13 protein-coding genes and 4 pseudogenes are annotated in these 19,746 nt (G+C 52.4%); 4 read left to right on the top strand and 13 right to left on the bottom strand.

Features of this window, described 5'->3' with window-relative positions:
• Positions 1-23 precede the first annotated feature (23 nt).
• The 12 genes and pseudogenes from AB4H76_RS16015 to kdpF form a co-directional block, all read right to left on the bottom strand.
• Entirely contained in the window at positions 24-674 is a 651-nt protein-coding gene (locus AB4H76_RS16015) for a DUF2625 domain-containing protein (RefSeq protein WP_001208814.1), read from the bottom strand.
• Between the two features lie 123 nt (positions 675-797).
• Positions 798-932, bottom strand: a pseudogene (locus AB4H76_RS16010) (winged helix-turn-helix domain-containing protein); the annotation flags it as partial.
• A gap of 90 nt (positions 933-1,022) precedes the next feature.
• Positions 1,023-2,342: a putrescine-ornithine antiporter gene (gene potE / locus AB4H76_RS16005; RefSeq protein ID WP_000075845.1), complete on the bottom strand. Its 1,320-nt coding sequence runs from the start codon at positions 2,340-2,342 to the stop codon at positions 1,023-1,025.
• Positions 2,339-4,537 carry an ornithine decarboxylase SpeF gene (gene speF, locus AB4H76_RS16000; protein WP_420062606.1) on the bottom strand — a complete coding sequence of 733 codons (2,199 nt, stop codon included), beginning with the start codon at positions 4,535-4,537 and terminating at the stop codon, positions 2,339-2,341. The genes potE and speF overlap by 4 nt, the downstream gene beginning before the upstream one ends.
• 310 nt (positions 4,538-4,847) lie before the next feature.
• Positions 4,848-4,952, bottom strand: coding sequence for a leader peptide SpeFL (gene speFL, locus AB4H76_RS15995; RefSeq protein ID WP_001312672.1), 105 nt, complete (start codon positions 4,950-4,952; stop codon positions 4,848-4,850).
• Positions 4,931-5,065: a hypothetical protein gene (locus AB4H76_RS15990; protein ID WP_001299172.1), complete on the bottom strand. Its 135-nt coding sequence runs from the start codon at positions 5,063-5,065 to the stop codon at positions 4,931-4,933. Before AB4H76_RS15990 ends, speFL begins: the two co-directional genes overlap by 22 nt.
• Before the next feature lie 161 nt (positions 5,066-5,226).
• Positions 5,227-5,904 (bottom strand): two-component system response regulator KdpE, encoded by a 678-nt coding sequence (gene kdpE / locus AB4H76_RS15985; RefSeq protein WP_032237698.1) that lies wholly within the window; start codon positions 5,902-5,904, stop codon positions 5,227-5,229.
• Positions 5,901-8,585 (bottom strand): two-component system sensor histidine kinase KdpD, encoded by a 2,685-nt coding sequence (kdpD, locus tag AB4H76_RS15980; RefSeq protein WP_001310640.1) that lies wholly within the window; start codon positions 8,583-8,585, stop codon positions 5,901-5,903. Before kdpD ends, kdpE begins: the two co-directional genes overlap by 4 nt.
• Positions 8,578-9,150, bottom strand: a complete 573-nt coding sequence (kdpC, locus tag AB4H76_RS15975) for a K(+)-transporting ATPase subunit C (RefSeq protein ID WP_001300431.1) — start codon at positions 9,148-9,150, stop codon at positions 8,578-8,580. Before kdpC ends, kdpD begins: the two co-directional genes overlap by 8 nt.
• A gap of 8 nt (positions 9,151-9,158) precedes the next feature.
• A complete protein-coding gene (gene kdpB / locus AB4H76_RS15970) occupies positions 9,159-11,207 on the bottom strand; it encodes a potassium-transporting ATPase subunit KdpB (RefSeq protein ID WP_001752279.1) in 2,049 nt (682 codons plus the stop codon).
• Positions 11,208-11,229: 22 nt separating this feature from the next.
• Positions 11,230-12,903 carry a potassium-transporting ATPase subunit KdpA gene (gene kdpA / locus AB4H76_RS15965; protein ID WP_000741131.1) on the bottom strand — a complete coding sequence of 558 codons (1,674 nt, stop codon included), beginning with the start codon at positions 12,901-12,903 and terminating at the stop codon, positions 11,230-11,232.
• A complete protein-coding gene (kdpF, locus tag AB4H76_RS15960; protein ID WP_001272653.1) occupies positions 12,903-12,992 on the bottom strand; it encodes a K(+)-transporting ATPase subunit F in 90 nt (29 codons plus the stop codon). The genes kdpA and kdpF overlap by 1 nt, the downstream gene beginning before the upstream one ends.
• 312 nt (positions 12,993-13,304) lie before the next feature.
• Between kdpF and AB4H76_RS15955 the strand changes: the two genes are divergently transcribed.
• Positions 13,305-13,511, top strand: a complete 207-nt coding sequence (locus tag AB4H76_RS15955; protein WP_000424924.1) for a YbfA family protein — start codon at positions 13,305-13,307, stop codon at positions 13,509-13,511.
• Positions 13,512-13,753: 242 nt separating this feature from the next.
• A pseudogene (locus AB4H76_RS15950) lies at positions 13,754-14,032 on the top strand (DUF6531 domain-containing protein); the annotation flags it as partial.
• A gap of 27 nt (positions 14,033-14,059) precedes the next feature.
• Here AB4H76_RS15950 and AB4H76_RS15945 read toward each other — a convergent pair.
• Positions 14,060-15,428 (bottom strand): annotated as a pseudogene (locus tag AB4H76_RS15945) (IS3-like element IS150 family transposase).
• 49 nt (positions 15,429-15,477) lie between these two features.
• On the opposite strand from AB4H76_RS15945, the pseudogene rhsC reads away from it, so the two are divergent.
• Positions 15,478-19,392, top strand: a pseudogene (gene rhsC, locus AB4H76_RS15940) (rhs element protein RhsC); the annotation flags it as partial.
• Positions 19,392-19,718 (top strand): protein YbfB, encoded by a 327-nt coding sequence (gene ybfB, locus AB4H76_RS15935; RefSeq protein WP_000873944.1) that lies wholly within the window; start codon positions 19,392-19,394, stop codon positions 19,716-19,718. The pseudogene rhsC and the gene ybfB, both read left to right, overlap by 1 nt.
• Positions 19,719-19,746: the final 28 nt, after the last annotated feature.

Genomic DNA, 19,746 nt, shown 5'->3' with positions numbered 1-19,746 from the left:
TGAAACCCGGACCTGAACATGTCTTATTGCGTGAATGTTTCTTTCATTTGATACTGCATTTCCCAGAGTTCAGTAAGCGAAATAACTTTTCTTGTTCTTGCTTCTTCACTTTGTACCCATAAGAAAGGGTAGAACGTGAAGGCTTCCGTTGCCGATAATTTTATTACGTCTTCTCGCCATTGCTGCCATCGTACATTTTCATAGAAGGTATCTAAATCACCGGATAATGCCCACTGAAGAAACTCAGAATATCCAACTTCCAGACTTTCCCAATTCAGCGTATCTGGCGCAAAATAATAAACGCAGCCAGTATCTTCCCCAAGATCGCCACCATTAAGAGCAAAAATTCCCCCTGCGACATCGTCAGCGATGGGTAAAGCCCGCACGCCTGCGAATTCAGGGCGTTGTGTCCAACTTACTGGATCTCGTGGCAACCGGGGGTGACCAGATCCTGCTATGCGTAACCAACCATTATCAATCAGCAGACCTCCGGAGCCATAGACAAGCGCACCCATCGGTGATTTTGTTGTCACCTGTAATTGATAAAGTGCGGTTTCGGCTAAATCTTTATTAACCGGTAAGAGTTCGGTATGGTTTGTGGCGTCTTTTAACCAGTTCTGGATTATTGGCCAGGCTGAATCTTCAGTATTTACTAACTGATTCATTTCACGCATCGCTACTTGCTCCTTGTGTGCTACGGTGTCATTTATGATGAGGAATTGTATGGAACATTTTTTAAATATTAAGTTCCTTATATTTGAATAAAAAATGACTTTATCCATACATTGCCACTTTTTTCAAAGCATAAACCGATACCCAATACCGGTTTCAGTAATAAAATGGCGAGGCCGGGCCGGATCCTGTTCCAGTTTTTGTCGCAGATGCCCCATATAATTACGCAAATAGTTGCTGTGTTCGATCGCGTTTAGACCCTACATCTGCCGGATGCGGCATAAATAACGAACTATTTGCCAACAAACAGAAAGGGCGATCATTCAATCGCCCTTTTTTACTTTGTTTTATTAACCGTGTTTATTTTTCAGTTCAAAGCGTGGTGATACCAGACCATACAGTGTCCAACCAAGGAAGGTCACGATGGAACCGTACAGCATGGCTTCTTCCCCGGATGAGTACAGCGCATAGAAACTGTACATCGCGCCAACAAAAGCAACAAAGTTTGCAACTTTCGCTTTTGAGGGGGGCACATTAGCGACCTTCTGAATAATGACTAATGCCGCCATTGACAGAATATACGGAATGATATTGGTCACCACGGCCAGGTTAACCAGCACGTTGAACTGACTGTTTAGCGACGGGCTAATCGTCATCAGCGCCAACCCGCTCTGGATAATCACAATGGTCAACATTCCCTGCACCGGTGCATCCACTTTGGTTACACGGGAGAAAATTTTAGGGAAGTAGCCTTCATCAGATGAAGATTTAAACACCTGGGCAATGGTGAACTGCCAGCCAAGTAGCGAACCGCAGCAGGACATCACCATCAGCGCCATAATGACTTTACCCACTTCCGGCGTGAACATCTGCGCGAAGGCCAGACCAAATGGTGCCGTTGAATTTGCCAGCTCCATATTTGGCACAATCCCGGCAATCACGTTGGTGGAGACGATATAAATCACCGCCGCACCTAACGTACCGCCGAGTACCGCGATTGGCACATTACGTTCCGGGTTTTCCACTACATCAGTATTTGCACACGCAGACTCCAGACCAAGAAAAGCCCACAGCGTCATAGCGATGGAAGAACCTACCGCACTGAAGAACGGTGCATGATGCGGATTCCAGGAATCAACGTACAGCGTCGGGCTAAACCAGAACCAGCCAATAATGCACAGACCGACGACCGGAATAATGACCCCCCACACGGTAATGCTACTGATTTGCCCGGTAATGCGCGCACCACCAAAGTTAGCCACGGTACAAATCCACAGCACCCCGATGGTCGCAAGACCAATCTGCACTGGCGACAAACTCGCGCCGAGCAGTTCGGTGCCGTAACCAACCGCCGAAATAGCAATCGCGACGTTAGCAATCAGCAGTGAGACGCCGTAGGTATAGTTCGCCATAAAGTTACCGGATTTACCGAAAGCATACTCGGCATAACCGCCCATACCGCCTGATTTACGGCTGAACATACCGCATTTTGCGAATGCCCATGCCAGTGCCATTGAGCCTACGGCTGTCACCAGCCAGGAGATAATTGAGATTGTCCCGACTTCGGCAAGCTTTGTCGGCAGCATGATGATACCGGAGCCCATCATGTTGACCATCGTCAGTATGGTTAACTGAACGACGCCCATTTTGTTCGATTTAGCCTGACTCATAATTTTTCCCCTTTCAACAGGGTGCTTTGCGCATCACGAGGCTTGATGACATAGCACCAAACTTGCTTACGACCATCATGTTCTTCGATATAGACACCCTGCAGCTCCGGTGCAAAACCTGGCAGCAGGTTGATCCCTTCTTCCAGAGCGCTGAAGTAACGCAGAACAGCACCACCCCAGATTTCACCCGGAACAACACACAGCACACCCGGAGGATAAGGAAGCGCACCTTCGGCAGCGATACGGCCTTCTGCATTCGGCAGACGAACCAGTTCCACTTCACCGCGTAAATAGGCGTAGTTGGCTTCTTGCGGATTCATGCTGACGCGTGGGAAGTGCTCCTTACGGAACATCTCTTTTTGCAGTTGTTTCACGTTGTGGCGGGCATACAAATCATGCATTTCCTGACACAACTGACGCAGGGTATAACCGGCGTAGCGCTCTTCATGCTGTTTGTAGATGGAAGGTAGCACTTCTGCTAATGGCGCGTCGGACTCAAGCAGTTTTTCGAAGCGTACCAGCAGGGCAACAAGTTGCTGAAGTTTGGCCATATCTTCTGCCGGAGTCAGCAGGAAGAGGATGGAGTTAAGATCGCATTTTTCCGGCACTACGCCATTTTCGCGTAGGAAGTTAGCAAGAATCGTCGCGGGTACACCGAACGCTTCATATTCGCCGTTACGTGCATCAATACCTGGGGTTGTCAGCAACAGTTTGCATGGATCGACAAAGTATTGATTCTCTGCATAGCCTTCAAAAGAATGCCAGTGTTCCCCTGGTACAAACTGGAAGAAGCGCAGATCAACCGCAATTTGCGCTGTTTCATACGACTGCCAGGGTTTACCATCCACCAGTTCAGGTACGAACGGACGAATATGCTGACAGTTATCGAGGATCAGTTTGCGGGCATTAATGCCATTTACCACACAATCCATCCACATATTACGACCGCTGACACCTTCATGCATTTTGGCGTTGATATCCAGTGCGGCAAACAGCGGATAGAACGGGCTGGTGGAGGCGTGCATCATAAAGGCGTTGTTCATGCGTTTGTGCGGTACATAACGCTGTTGCCCTTTGATGTGGCTGTCTTTTTTATGAATTTGTGAAGTCTGAGAAAAACCAGCCTGTTGTTTATGCACAGATTGCGTAACCAGAATACCCGGATCGTTCTCATTAAGATCCAGCAACAGCGGCGAACAGTCCGCCATCATCGGAATAAACTGTTCATAGCCGACCCATGCTGAGTCAAACAGGATGTAGTCACACAGATGACCAATTTTATCCACCACCTGGCGGGCGTTATAAATCGTACCGTCGTAGGTGCCTAACTGAATCACAGCGAGGCGGAAAGGACGAGCCTCTTTTGCCCGCTGCGGTGCGACTTCCGCGATCAGCTCACGCAGGTAACTTTCTTCAAAACAGTGCGCATCAATGCCACCGATAAAGCCATACGGGTTACGTGCCGTTTCCAGATAAACCGGTGTTGCACCAGCCTGTAGCAACGCTCCGTGGTGGTTAGATTTGTGGTTATTGCGGTCAAACAGCACCAGATCACCCGGTGTTAGCAGGGCGTTTAAAACCACTTTGTTAGAAGATGAAGTGCCATTTAAAACGAAGTAGGTTTTATCGGCATTAAACACTTTTGCCGCATGTTGCTGTGCAATGCATGGCGCGCCTTCGTGAATCAGCAGATCGCCCATCGCTACGTCGGCGTTGCACAAGTCGGCACGGAACAGCGCCTCACCAAAGTATTCCACAAACTGATTCCCCGCCGGATGGCGACGGAAAAATTCGCCGCCCTGATGACCAGGGCAATCAAACGCGCTGTTACCTTGATTGACATAATCGACCAGTGCGCGGAAGAAAGGTGGGCGCAGTTGAGTTTCATAATGGCTGGCAGCGGTTTCTAACTGGCGACCATAAAATTCTTTACGTGCTTCGCTAGGTTCGAAGACACCAGAAATACGTGAAAGATATTCTGCTGGTATACGTTCTTCATTTTCCGTTGCAATAAAAACAGGAATGCCATAGCCAGTAGCGTCTATTTCATCGAGTTTTCCACGTTCCACATCATTGACCGATAAAATAATGGCGGCAACGTCAATATAATTACTTTCGTCAATATTCACGCATGTACGATGAGTGGAAAAACAATCCGGGCAAGAACGACTAACGGCAATTTTTAATTCTGACATTTTGTTCATCTCTTTATTTCAGGTAATAGCAGGTCCTCAATTTCTCAAAGGAGAAATCGATCACGCCGGAAAAAAAGCAAAGCTCCACCGCTGATAAATAAATCAGTAGTTTGCTTTTTGCAGATGCAATAACCCAGACCAGCCCGGTAACTGGCTATACTCGTCATCCTTCAAGTTGCATATGCTGCGACTCGAATTATTTAGAGTTTAAAAGGGTTAGCAGTATATGAGCACCGAGGAATACAGGTATTAACCTGTAATGCTTAAAGTCAGGGAGACCTGTACGCTGGGGTGCCCTTTAGTCAGAAGACTAGCGGGCATTAAAGAAATGAAAGTCAAAACTATTACGATGGGCAAACTTCATGATATGGGTTGTCCGCCTTATATGAGGCATTAAGCGGTTATTATTTTCCATTTACCTTTACCTCTTGCTGTGTCAGTTGAAGGTAGAGTTATTCTATCCATGAAATGGCTATAATCTGTGAAGAAGATCAACAAAAAACGATCATACCCCAGATAATAAATCATTAATTATGAATAGCGCCATATTAGACGCTGTTTTGTTATTTAAATGTTGTAATTTTGTGTTTTATATTTGCGTTAAGAAATTAAACCTGCCAAATAATAATATTTGGTGCAGGTTTAATAATAAATTAATCACTATTTAAGCGAATTTATTGAATAACAATTCAAAGCATAAACCGATAGCCAATACCGGTTTCAGTAATGAAATGGCGTGGGCGGGCGGGATCCTGTTCCAGTTTTTGTCGCAGATGTCCCATATAAATACGCAAATAGTGACTGTGTTCGACCGCGTTTGGCCCCCACACCAGGTTGAGGAGCTGGCGCTGGGTGAGTACTTTTCCGGCATTGTTGAGCAGCACCGCCAGCAGGCGGAACTCAATTGGTGTGAGATGCACCTCTTCCTCACCCCGGTGAATCACGCGGGCGGCTAAATCGACGGTAACATCGGAAAATTTCACCAGCGGATCGGGTGCGGTGGTGGCAGAGTGGCGGCGTAATGCGACGCGCAGACGGGCCTGCAATTCGCCAATGCCAAACGGCTTACTCAGATAATCATCCGCTCCGGCATCCAGCGCGGCGATTTTGTCGCTCTCTTCGCTGCGTGCGGAAAGCACAATCACCGGCACCGCACTCCACTGGCGCAGGTCGCGGATAAACTCAATCCCATCACCATCGGGCAGGCCGAGATCGAGAATAATCAAATCTGGCTTACGGGTAGCCGCTTCCAGCAAGCCGCGTTGCAGCGTTTCGGCCTCATAGACGCGCATCCCGTCGCCCTCCAGCGCCGTGCGCAGAAAGCGACGAATAGCCTGTTCATCTTCAACAATCAGAACGTTTGTCACATATCCTCATGAAATTCTTCAAGTTCAGGGGCAGTTTGCTGGGGAAGTGTAACACGAAAACAGGCACCACCTTCCGGTCGGTTGAACGCGGTAATAGTGCCCCCGTGTACATCCACTATCGCCCGACAAATTGCCAGTCCAAGCCCTACCCCCGGTACTGCCGACTCTTTATTCCCGCGAGCAAACTTATCAAATATCGTCTGCTCCTGGCCTGGCGGAAGACCGGGGCCGTTATCCCAGACATCCAGTTGTAGATTTTCGCCCTCAACGTGGGCATCGATACCAATTTCGGCCTGCGCACCCGCATATTTCACCGCGTTCTCCAGCAGATTAATCAGCACCCGTTCAAAGAGTGGCCCGTCAACGTGGATTAAGGTCAGCGGTTCTGGCAGAGAAAGATTGATGGGCGACGATAAACCCGGTTCCAGCATTTGCAGCGCGCTGCCGACTACTTCTTCCAGCGTTAACCACTCTTTCTTCAAATTAAAGCCGCCGGACTGAATTCGCGCCATATCCAGTAGATTATTCACCAGTCGGGTAGTGTTCAGCACGTGCTGACGGATCTCGCTGGCCTGGCGGGCGTGGGGTGATCCTTCGCTTGCCAGATCGAGCGTTAAGATTTCTGCCTGACCAAACAGCACCGTAAGCGGCGTGCGTAAATCATGCGAAAGCGCCGCCAGCAGGGCGTTGCGGATCTGTTCACGTTCGCTTGCCATCCGCGCCTGTTCTTCGCTGGCGGTTAGCGTCAGCCGCTCAAGGGCATTGGCGACTAACAGCGTAAACGTCTCCAGCAGGCGCTGCTGTTCCGGGATCATCAACTGGCGCAGATTCCCCGGCTCCACCACCACCAGCCCGTAGGTTTTCTCGCCGCTTTTTAGCGGCAAAATCTGGTACGGTACACCGGGTAACGTGTCGGTGCCCGCGCCCGCAGGCAGGCCTTTATCAAAACTCCACTGCGCGATGGCATCGTCCCACGGCGTCATTCCTTGCGGATGTGTTAACGGCTGCAATTTACCGTTGTCATCGGGCAACAACACCTGACTGCGGGCATGAAACGTGGAGGCAATAAATTGTTCGCTGGTGGCAGCGATATCCTGCGGACTGCGGCCCACCGCCAGAGCTTTCGACATTTCATATAAGTGCCGTGTGCGTTGCTCGCGGTAACGGGCTACCCGCGCCTGATAACGCACGCCAGCAGTAAGGTTCCCGATCACCAGCCCGACGGTTAACATCACCGCGAAGGTCAGCAGATATTGCACATCAGAGACGGCGAGCGTGCCGCGTGGGGCGATAAAAAAGAGATCGAAACTCACTACATTAATGACGGTGGCAACCACTGAAGGCCAGCGTCCATAAAATAGCGCCACCACCACCACGCCAAGCAGATACAGCATCACCAGGTTGGCGGCATCAAACGCCATCAGCCACTGCATGGCAATTAAGGTGATAACGGCGCATAACGCGGCGGCAACCACGCATCCCTGAATTTGTACACGCCACTTGTCTTTAAAAGAGCGGTTATCCGGCGCGTTGTTAATCGTGCGGGCGGGTGGTTCATCAAGCGCGACCAGCACCTGATCGAGATCGGGGGCGATGCGCGCCAGTCGGTCAGCAAACGTTTCCCGACGCCACCAGCGGCGCGAGGCCGGGCGACCGAGAATAATCTTGCCGAGATTATGTTCACGGGCATAACGCACTACCGCTTTCTCTTCCGCTGGATCAGAAAGTGTTGCCGTCTCCGCGCCCAGTTCCTGCGCCAGACGTAAGGCGCTGAGAATTGCCCGACGTTTTTTTTCCGGTAAGCGGTGCAGGGCAGGGGTTTCAACATACACCGCGTGCCAGACGCTACCCAGCCGTGACGCCAGCCGCGCCGCTGCGCGGACCAGTTTTTCGCTGCCGGTGTTATGGCCGATGCATAAAAGGATCGCGTCGCGCGTGTGCCACACTTTCTCTTCGCCAGGATGCCCCCGCCAGGCGCGCATTTGCTCATCAACGCGATCGGCAGTACGGCGCAGTGCCAGTTCGCGCAGGGCGATCAGATTACCTTTGCGGAAAAAATGTTCAATGGCGCGCTCCGCCTGCCCGGCAATATAGACTTTGCCTTCTTTCAGCCGCTGGCGCAGATCGTCCGGGGGCAAGTCCACCAGCACCACGTCGTCGGCGGCATCGAAAAAAGGATCGGGCACGGTTTCCCGTACCTGAATTCCGGTGACGCCGCTGACCACATCATTCAGACTTTCCAGATGCTGAACGTTGACGGTAGTGAAAACATCAATGCCAGCTTCCAGCAGTTCTTCGATATCCTGCCAGCGTTTGGGATGACGGGAACCTGGCGCATTACTGTGCGCCAGTTCGTCCATTAAGATCAGCGCCGGGCGGCGGGCGAGGGCGGCATCGAGATCAAACTCGCTGATATGCCGCCCACGGTACGCCTGGCGTTTTAACGGCAGAACAGCCAGCCCTTCCAGCATGGCGGCGGTATCTTTTCGCCCGTGGGTTTCTACCACGCCAACCACAATATCCAGCCCTTGCGCCCGCAGTCGCTGGGCTTCTGCCAGCATCGCCCAGGTCTTCCCGACGCCTGCACAGGCACCGAAGAAAACTTTCAGCTTCCCCCGATGCGGCGCGGCAGTTTGTTCCAGCAGACGATCGGGGTCGGGACGTAAGGGTTCGTTATTCATCAAGTTTATCCAGCGCCAGATTGAGTTCAACAATGTTGACAACCGGCTGGCCGATATATTTCACCAGCGGTTGTTGGCTGTATTTTGCGATCAGTTGCGTGAGCTGTTCAACGCTGAGATTACGCGCTTTCGCCACGCGTGGGATTTGCCAGGCCGCCGCTTGCGGGGTGATATTATTGTCCAGCCCGCTTGCCGATGCCGTCACCAGTTCAACCGGAACGCTCGCGCTGGCATCCGGGTTAGCGGCCCGTAATGCAGCAACGCGTGCGGCTATTAGTTTATCCAGCTCAGGGTTACTGACCGCCAGATTGCTCCCGCCAGAAGCCTGTGGATTATAGGGCATTTCTGCCGTTGCCGACGGGCGACCATGAAAATAGCCGTTGCCGGTAAAATTCTGCCCGATTAATGCCGAACCGCGCACCGTATCACCTTCACGAATCAACGAACCATTGGCCTGCCAGGGAAACCACCATTGCCCCAGTACGGTGGTCAGCAGCGGGTAAACGCCGCCAGTAATCAATAACAGAAAGATAAATGTTGATAATGCCGGACGTAATCCACTCATGGTAAACCTCACACCAGACCGCAAACGGTCAGCAGTAAATCAATGACTTTGATACCGATAAACGGCACCAGCAGCCCACCCAGACCGTAAATCCATAAGTTACGGCGCAACATGGCAGAAGCGGTAAGCGGTTTATAACTCACGCCTTTTAACGCCAGGGGAATCAAAAAGACGATAATCAAGGCGTTGAAAATCACCGCACTGAGGATTGCGGAGTCGGGCGAATGCAGGCACATGATGTTCAGCGCATTTAACTGCGGATACGTTGCCGCGAATGCCGCCGGAATAATGGCGAAGTATTTCGCCACATCGTTGGCAATGCTGAAGGTGGTCAGCGAGCCACGGGTCATCAGCATCTGTTTGCCAATGTGCACCACCTCGATCAACTTGGTCGGGTTAGAGTCGAGATCGACCATATTGCCCGCCTCTTTCGCCGCCTGGGTGCCGGAGTTCATCGCCACCGCGACATCTGCCTGCGCCAGCGCCGGAGCATCGTTGGTGCCGTCGCCGGTCATCGCTACCAAACGACCTTCCGCCTGATACTGACGGATCAATGCCAGCTTGGCCTCCGGTGTCGCTTCGGCGAGAAAATCATCGACACCCGCTTCCGCAGCAATCGCGGCGGCAGTCAGACGGTTATCGCCGGTAATCATCACCGTTTTAATGCCCATTTTGCGCAGCTGGGCGAAGCGCTCTTTAATACCGCCTTTGACGATATCTTTCAGCGCAATAACGCCCAGCACACGAGAACCTTCCACCACCACCAGCGGCGTGGCTCCCTGACGCGCAACCTGATCGACTTTTTGATCAACATCGGTAGGGAAGTGACCACCGTTAGCCTCAACATGGCGACGAATGGTATCGACAGAACCTTTACGGATCATGCGGTTGTCGATGTTGATCCCGCTCATCCGGCTTTGCGCAGTAAACGGTACAAAGGTGGCATGGAGCGACTGCACATCGCGCTCGCGCAGGTTAAAACGCTGCTTGGCGAGGATCACAATACTGCGGCCTTCCGGCGTTTCATCAGCCAGCGAAGCCAGTTGTGCGGCGTCAGCCAGCGTTTTTTCATCCACGCCCTGCGCGGGGATAAACTCCGACGCCTGACGGTTACCGAGTGTGATGGTGCCGGTTTTATCCAGTAGCAGAACGTCAACGTCACCTGCCGCTTCAACTGCACGTCCGCTGGTGGCAATCACATTCGCGCCTAGCATCCGGCTCATCCCGGCGACGCCGATCGCTGACAACAGGCCGCCAATAGTGGTTGGGATCAGACAGACCAGCAGCGCCACCAGTACCGTTACGCTGACTGCATTACCGCCCCACGCGGAAAACGGCCACAGCGTGGCGGTTGCCAGTAAAAAGACGATAGTCAGGGCAATCAGCAGAATGGTCAGGGCAATTTCGTTCGGCGTTTTGCGTCGCTGTGCGCCTTCCACCATCGCGATCATCCGATCCAGAAATGTCTCGCCGGGGTTAACGCTACACTCAATCACCAGCCAGTCAGAAAGAATACGCGTGCCGCCGGTGACGGAGGCAAAATCGCCGCCGGATTCACGGATCACCGGTGCCGATTCCCCGGTGATGGCGCTTTCATCGACCGATGCACCCCCTTCAATAACTTCACCATCGCAGGGGATAATATCGCCAGCTTCTACCAGTACGATATCGCCTTTACGAAGTTGGTCGGCAGGAACTTTGTCCGCCGCAGCGCCATATTTCGGCTCACGCAGCTTGCGGGCAAAGGCAGTTTTTTTCACCCCTTTCAGACTGTTGGCCTGCGCTTTACTGCGGCCTTCTGCCAGCGCCTCGGCGAAATTAGCGAACAGTACGGTGATCCACAGCCAACCGCTAATGGCCGCGCTAAACAGCGCATTGCCGGGCATCGCACCGCTTGCCATCGCGATGCTAATACAGGTGGTCAGCAGACTGCCGATCCAGACGATAAACATCACCGGATTGCGCCATTGCGCCTGCGGGTTTAATTTTTTCACCGCTTCTTTCAGCGCCTGAACGACAAGTGTTGGTTCGAATAGCGCCAGTTGTTTACGACTCATATTCAGTGCTCACTCAATATCATCAGGAGAGATATTCCGCCACCGGACCAAGCGCCAGGGCAGGGATAAAGGTCAGTGCGCCAACCAGCAACACGGTGCCGATTAACAGGCCAACAAACAGCGGGCCGTGCGTTGGCAGCGTGCCGGAGCTGGCGGCTTGGCTCTTTTTACTCACCAGCGAACCGGCAATTGCCATCACCGGGATAATCACCCCGAAGCGACCGACAAACATGCAGAACGCCAGTAAACAGTTCCAGAACGGAGAGTTGGCGCTTAATCCGGCAAAGGCGCTGCCGTTGTTGTTAGCGGCGGATGACACGGCGTACAGCACTTCGCTAAAACCATGCGGGCCAGGGTTGAGCATGGCGCTACGTCCGGCGTCGGTCATCATCGCCAACGCCGCGCCCATCAGCACCAGCGTCGGGGTAACCAGAATTGCCAGTGCAGTCAGTTTCATCTCGCGTACGTCGATTTTTTTACCCAGATATTCCGGTGTACGACCAATCATCAGCCCGGCAATAAACACCGCCAGCAGGACAAACAGCATCATGCCGTAAAGACCAGAACCGACACCGCCGAACACCACTTCACCAATTTGCATCAGCCACATCGGCACCATGCCACCGAGAGCGGTAAACGAATCATGCATCGCAATCACCGCGCCACAGGAAGCCGCCGTCGTCACGACCGCAAACAGGCTACTGACCAGCACGCCGAAACGGCTCTCTTTACCTTCCATATTGATGCTGCTGTCCGTGCCCAGTGCCAGCAGATGAGGATTACCCTGAACTTCTGCCCACATCACCACGCCTACGCAGATGACAAAAATCACTGACATCGCCCACAGCAACATGCGCCCCTGGCGGCGATCGCCCGTCACTTCACCAAAGGCAAAGCACAGCGCCGTTGGGATCAAGAAGATCGCCAGCATCTGCACGAAGTTGGTCAGTGCGGTTGGGTTTTCAAACGGATGCGACGAGTTGGCATTAAAGAAGCCACCGCCGTTAGTACCGAGCATCTTGATCGCTTCCTGAGAAGCTACAGGCCCCATGGGTAACAGCTGTTGCGCTCCTTCAACGGTATTCACAGCCTGATAAGGCAGAAAGTTTTGCAGCGCACCTTGTTGAATAAAAAACAGTGCAATCAACAACGCCACAGGGACTAGCACCCATAACGTGATGCGTAGCAGATCGACCCAGGCATTCCCGAGCGTGCTCATGCTCTGGCGGGTAAACGCACGGATGAGGGCAAAAATCACCGCAATCCCGCTGGCGGCAGAAAGAAAGTTTTGCACCGTTAAGCCCGCCATCTGGCTGAAATAGCTCAACGTGGTTTCACCGCTATAAGATTGCCAGTTGGTATTGGTGACAAAGCTGACGGCGGTATTCAGCGCCAGATCCCACGACAGCCCTGGCAACTGCTGTGGATTAAGCGGCAGATAGTGCTGACCGAGCAACATAAAAAACAGCACCGCCAGCCCCAGCATGTTCAGGCCGAGAATGGCACAAAGATATTGCTTCCAGTTCATCTCACGGTCAGAGACGCCAAGTGCGCGAAAAAGTACGCGCTCAACGCCCGTTGTACCGGGAAGAGGAATGTCATTAATCAGCCGCGCCAGCCCGCTGCCTAAAGGACGCGCCAGCACCATTAACACCAGTAAAAACGTGGCGATCAGTAAGAACCCTTGCGCAGCCATCAGAACGCCTCCGCATTGATCAGGGCATAAACCAGATAACCCAGTAATAAAAACACCAGCAATACGCCGGTTATCACGCCTGCACTCACAGTGCACCTCCAGTGGCCTAAAAGTGATACCGGAAGGGTAGAATTCTGGCTGCAAAGATTTCGCAAAAATCTGCGGGCGGGGTGTAAAAAAAGTATAAAAATGGCAAAAGCCATGATTTAACTAATGTTTAGTATTAATTTAACTTTTGTGTAACTTAATTACAGGATGAATGTAAATAAACCATCAATAAGCAAAAATAAGTGGTCGGATGAGTAGTAAAATTACACAAAAGGCGGTACTATTTTCATCAGATAAACAAATTCATTTTTCCGGTGCCATTCACCGGGTAGATACAAAAGGGGGAGAAAAGTATGGAACTCTACAGAGAATATCCTGCATGGCTTATCTTTTTACGCCGTACTTATGCGGTTGCAGCGGGCGTTCTGGCGCTGCCTTTCATGCTTTTCTGGAAAGACCGCGCCCGCTTTTACAGCTACCTGCATCGCGTCTGGTCGAAAACCAGCGATAAACCGGTGTGGATGGATCAGGCCGAAAAGGCAACTGGTGATTTTTATTGATTGCTGAGTTTTGAATACATTGAAAACCGCCAGCGGAAACGCTGGCGGTTTTTTGTATCAGGAAGATGTTCAGAGGAATATTTAGACATCGTTATACCAATCGAAACATATATTCATGAAATATATATAAATATTTTCCTAATTGTTCTTATCTGACAGATATCTCACTTAAGGCTTTCTTATAAATCTGTAGGGTTTCGCCTGTCAGCAGACAAATAACCCGATAAAACAAGGATGAGCAGATGAGCGGAAAACCGGCGGCGCGTCAGGGCGACATGACGCAGTATGGCGGTAGCATTGTCCAGGGTTCAGCCGGGGTACGCATCGGTGCCCCCACCGGCGTGGCCTGTTCGGTGTGCCCCGGCGGGGTGACGTCCGGCCATCCGGTCAATCCGCTGCTCGGTGCAAAGGTCCTTCCCGGTGAAACCGACATCGCCCTGCCCGGCCCGCTGCCGTTCATTCTCTCCCGCACCTACAGCAGTTACCGGACAAAAACGCCCGCGCCGGTGGGGAGCCTCGGCCTGTACTGACCCCAAAAAGTTGGACAGTTAAACACGAGGCATATAGGTCTGATTCCGATATTCAATTGGAGTCAGACCTTTTAATTTCAGGCTAATTCTTCTGCTGTTGTAGTATTCAATATATTCCGTAACAGCATCCTTCAGTTCGCTTATATTACTGAACTCATCAAGATAAAAACACTCCGACTTTAAGGTTCCAAAGAAACACTCCACCACAGCATTATCCAGACAATTGCCTTTTCTGGACATGCTTTGTTTAATACCATGTTCTTTAAGGATATTTTGATATCTTCTCATACGATACTGCCATCCCTGGTCAGAGTGCAGAACAGGATGCTCGTGAGGATTAAGCTTTTTGAATGCCTGATCGAGCATATTCTCAACCATGTTCATCACTGGTCTTTCCGAAAGGCTGTAAGAAATAACTTCGTTGTTGAAGAGATCTATTACTGGAGACAAATACAGCTTGCGCCCATTGACTGCAAATTCAGTAACATCGGTAACCCACTTCTCGTTTGGCCGCGTAGCCTTGAAATCTCTTTGGAGAACATTAGGGGCGGTTTGCCCTACATCTCCTCTGTAAGAGCGGTATCGCTTGACCTTAATCGCTGCTTTAAGTGAGAGGGTTCCCATCAGGCGCTGAACAGCTTTATGGTTAATCTGTTTCCCTTCTCGATGAAGAGACAGCGTTACCCTACGGTATCCGTATCGGCCTCTATTCTCGTGATAAATCTCACTAATACGCTTTTTAACGTCCGCATACTTGTCAGGCTTGCTGAGAGCCTTTAGATGATAATAAAACGTACTGCGCGGTATCTCCGCAGCCCTGAGAAGCTCATCAAGAGGATAAAACTGCCTTAGCTCGTTGAGTACTTTCACTTTTTCGTGGGATGAGCTAAGGCTTTCAGCTTTTTTAGATACATAAGCCGCGTTTCAAGAAATCGAACTTGCCTTTCAAGATCCTCAATGCGTCGGTCTTTTGACAGCTCCAATGCTGATGCCGCTTTTTCTGGATCAACTGATATTGCAATGTTTCTTTTGGTGCCAATCTTGAGCGCGCGTAAACCAGCTTCTCCGCGCTCTTCATAGACCTTCAGCCACCTGGCTACAGAACCACTACCAGCAAGCATAAAGTGAGCAGCAGCCTGATTAAGGGACATGTGCTGCTCGATCACAGCTTTCACGACCTTAATACGCAACTCTGGATCAGCACTAACGCCTTTAGGTTTGGGAATTAAACCTTTTTCTCCATGTTTTTCATAGAGGGCAACCCATGTCCTGACCTGGGTTCGGGGACACCAAAACGTGCCGAGATGATCCTGTAACCATCATCAGTTGTGAAGTAGTGATTCACGACTTCAAGGCGCTTTTCAAAAGGGTATTTTGGCTTTGACATATTAGGGGCTATTCCATTTCATCGTCCAACAAAATGGGTGCAGTACAGCCCCGGCTGGAAAATGCCTGCGGATATCCGCTTACAGCTGCGCGATAACACACTGATACTCAGTGATAACGGCGGCAGAAGCCTGTATTTTGAGCACCTGTTTCCCGGTGAGGACGGTTACAGCCGCAGCGAGTCACTGTGGCTGGTGCGCGGCGGCGTGGCGAAACTGGATGAAGGTCACCGGCTGGCCGCACTCTGGCAGGCGCTGCCGGAAGAACTCCGCTTAAGTCCGCATCGTTATCTGGCGACAAACAGTCCGCAGGGGCCGTGGTGGCTGCTCGGCTGGTGTGAGCGGGTGCCGGAAGCGGATGAGGTGCTGCCTGCGCCGCTGCCGCCGTACCGGGTACTGACCGGGCTGGTGGACCGCTTCGGGCGCACACAGACGTTCCACCGCGAAGCCGCCGGTGAATTCAGCGGCGAAATCACCGGCGTGACGGATGGTGCCGGGCGTCACTTCCGGCTGGTACTGACCACGCAGGCGCAGCGGGCAGAAGAAGCCCGGCAGCAGGCCATTTCCGGCGGGACGGAACCGTCCGCTTTTCCTGATACCCTGCCGGGTTACACCGAATATGGCCGGGACAACGGCATCCGTCTGTCTGCCGTGTGGCTGACGCACGACCCGGAATACCCGGAGAATTTACCTGCCGCGCCGCTGGTGCGCTATGGCTGGACGCCCCGCGGCGAACTGGCGGCGGTGTATGACCGCAGCAATACACAGGTGCGCAGCTTTACTTACGATGATAAATACCGGGGCCGGATGGTGGCGCACCGTCACACGGGCCGGCCGGAAATCTGTTACCGTTACGACAGCGACGGGCGGGTGACAGAACAGCTAAACCCGGCAGGCTTAAGTTACACGTATCAGTATGAGAAGGACCGCATCACCATCACCGACAGCCTGAACCGCCGTGAAGTCCTGCACACGCAGGGTGAAGGCGGGCTGAAGCGGGTGGTGAAAAAGGAACACGCGGACGGCAGCGTCACGCAGAGTCAGTTTGACGCGGTGGGCAGGCTCAGGGCACAGACGGATGCCGCAGGCAGGACAACAGAATACAGTCCGGATGTGGTGACGGGCCTCATCACGCGCATCACCACGCCGGATGGCAGGGCATCGGCGTTTTACTATAACCACCACAGCCAGTTAACGTCAGCCACCGGGCCTGACGGGCTGGAAATACGCCGGGAATATGATGAATGGGGCCGTCTGATTCAGGAAACTGCCCCTGACGGCGATATCACCCGCTACCGTTATGATAATCCACACAGTGACTTACCCTGCGCAACGGAAGATGCCACCGGCAGCCGGAAAACCATGACGTGGAGCCGTTACGGTCAGTTGCTGAGCTTCACTGACTGTTCCGGTTATGTAACCCGCTATGACCATGACCGTTTTGGTCAGGTGACGGCGGTGCACCGCGAGGAAGGGCTGAGTCAGTACCGCGCATACGACAGCCGTGGACAGTTAATTGCCGTGAAAGACACGCAGGGCCATGAAACGCGGTATGAATACAACGCCGCCGGTGACCTGACCGCCGTCATTGCCCCGGACGGCAGCAGAAACGGGACACAGTACGATGCGTGGGGAAAGGCCGTCCGTACCACGCAGGGCGGGCTGACGCGCAGTATGGAATACGATGCTGCCGGACGGGTCATCCGCCTGACCAGTGAAAACGGCAGCCACACCACCTTCCGTTACGATGTACTTGACCGGCTGATACAGGAAACCGGCTTTGACGGCCGCACACAGCGTTATCACCACGACCTGACCGGCAAACTTATCCGCAGCGAGGATGAGGGTCTGGTCACCCACTGGCACTATGACGAAGCAGACCGCCTCACGCACCGCACCGTGAAGGGTGAAACCGCAGAGCAGTGGCAGTATGACGAACGCGGCTGGCTGACAGACATCAGCCATATCAGCGAAGGGCACCGGGTGGCGGTGCATTACAGGTATGATGAGAAAGGCCGGCTGACCGGTGAGCGCCAGACGGTGCATCACCCGCAGACGGAAGCACTGCTCTGGCAGCATGAGACCAGACATGCGTACAACGCGCAGGGACTGGCGAACCGCTGTATACCGGACAGCCTGCCCGCCGTGGAATGGCTGACCTACGGCAGCGGCTGGCTGGCAGGCATGAAGCTCGGCGACACACCGCTGGTGGATTTCACCCGCGACCGCCTGCACCGGGAAACGCTGCGCAGCTTCGGTCGTTATGAACTCACCACCGCTTACACCCCTGCCGGGCAGTTACAGCGTCAGCACCTGAACAGCCTGCAGTATGACCGCGATTACACCTGGAACGACAACGGCGAACTCATCCGCATCAGCAGCCCGCGCCAGACCCGGAGTTACAGCTACAGCACCACCGGCAGGCTGACCGGCGTTCACACCACCGCAGCGAATCTGGATATCCGCATCCCGTATGCCACGGACCCGGCGGGCAACCGCCTGCCCGACCCGGAGCTGCACCCGGACAGCCCCCTCAGCATGTGGCCGGATAACCGTATCGCCCGTGACGCGCACTATCTTTACCGGTATGACCGTCACGGCAGGCTGACAGAGAAAACCGACCTCATCCCGGAAGGGGTTATCCGCACGGATGATGAGCGGACTCACCGGTACCATTACGACAGTCAGCACCGGCTGGTGCACTACACGCGGACACAATATGAAGAGCCGCTGGTCGAAAGTCGCTATCTTTACGACCCGCTGGGCCGCAGGGTGGCAAAACGGGTATGGCGGCGTGAACGGGACCTGACGGGCTGGATGTCGCTGTCACGGAAACCGCAAGTGACCTGGTACGGCTGGGACGGCGACCGGCTGACCACAATACAGAACGACAGAACCCGCATCCAGACGATTTATCAGCCGGGGAGCTTCACGCCACTCATCAGAGTTGAAACCGCCACCGGTGAGCTGGCGAAAACGCAGCGCCGCAGCCTGGCGGATACCCTTCAGCAGTCCGGCGGCGAAGACGGTGGCAGTGTGGTGTTCCCGCCGGTGCTGGTGCAGATGCTCGACCGGCTGGAAAGTGAAATCCTGGCTGACCGGGTGAGTGAGGAAAGCCGCCGCTGGCTGGCATCGTGCGGCCTGACGGTGGCGCAGATGCAAAGCCAGATGGACCCGGTATACACGCCGGCGCGAAAAATTCACCTGTACCACTGCGACCATCGCGGCCTGCCGCTGGCCCTTATCAGCACGGAAGGGACAACAGCGTGGTACGCAGAATACGATGAATGGGGTAACCTGCTGAATGAAGAGAACCCGCATCAGCTGCAGCAGCTTATCCGCCTGCCGGGGCAGCAGTATGATGAGGAGTCCGGCCTGTATTACAACCGCCACCGCTATTATGACCCGCTGCAGGGGCGATATATCACTCAGGATCCGATTGGGCTGAAAGGGGGATGGAATTTTTATCAGTATCCGTTGAATCCGATCTCAAATATAGATCCATTAGGATTAGAAACACTAAAATGCATTAAGCCACTGCATTCAATGGGCGGAACTGGTGAAAGAAGCGGTCCAGATATATGGGGGAATCCGTTCTATCATCAATATCTTTGTGTCCCAGATGGTAAAGGGGACTATACTTGTGGTGGCCAAGACCAACGGGGAGAATCAAAAGGAGATGGTCTATGGGGGCCAGGTAAAGCAAGTAATGATACAAAAGAAGCTGCTGGCCGTTGTGACCTCGTTGAAACCGATAATAGTTGTGTGGAGAACTGTTTAAAAGGGAAGTTTAAAGAGGTAAGGCCGCGTTATTCTGTATTGCCTGATATATTCACACCTATAAATTTAGGGCTATTTAAAAACTGCCAAGACTGGTCTAATGATTCTTTAGAAACATGTAAGATGAAGTGCTCCGGAAATAACATTGGACGTTTTATTAGATTTGTATTCACCGGAGTGATGTAATGAAATATATTATTTTTTTATTCAGAGCTATATGGCTGGCTTTATCGCTTTTAATACTATTCTTTTCCATGCATAGACTTTCACTATTAGACTCCACTCGTGATGTGAGCGAGTTAATTAGTCTCATGTCTTATGGAATGATGGTAATATGTTTTCCAACAGGCATAGTATTCTTTATTGCTCTAATATTTATAGGGACTGTATCAGACATTATTGGCGTAAGGATTGATAGTAAGTATATTATGGCGATAATAATATGGCTTTATTTTCTGTCAGGAGGGTATATTCAATGGTTTGTATTAAGTAAGCGCATTATAAACAAATAAATTAAGTTAATTGCTCTTATTATTATAT

This window comes from Escherichia sp. UTM R2 (assembly GCF_048593455.1).
GTDB classification, from domain to species: Bacteria; Pseudomonadota; Gammaproteobacteria; order Enterobacterales; family Enterobacteriaceae; genus Escherichia; species Escherichia coli.
Note: the sequence above shows the minus strand (reverse complement) of the source record. Positions and strands in the feature narration are given on the sequence as shown.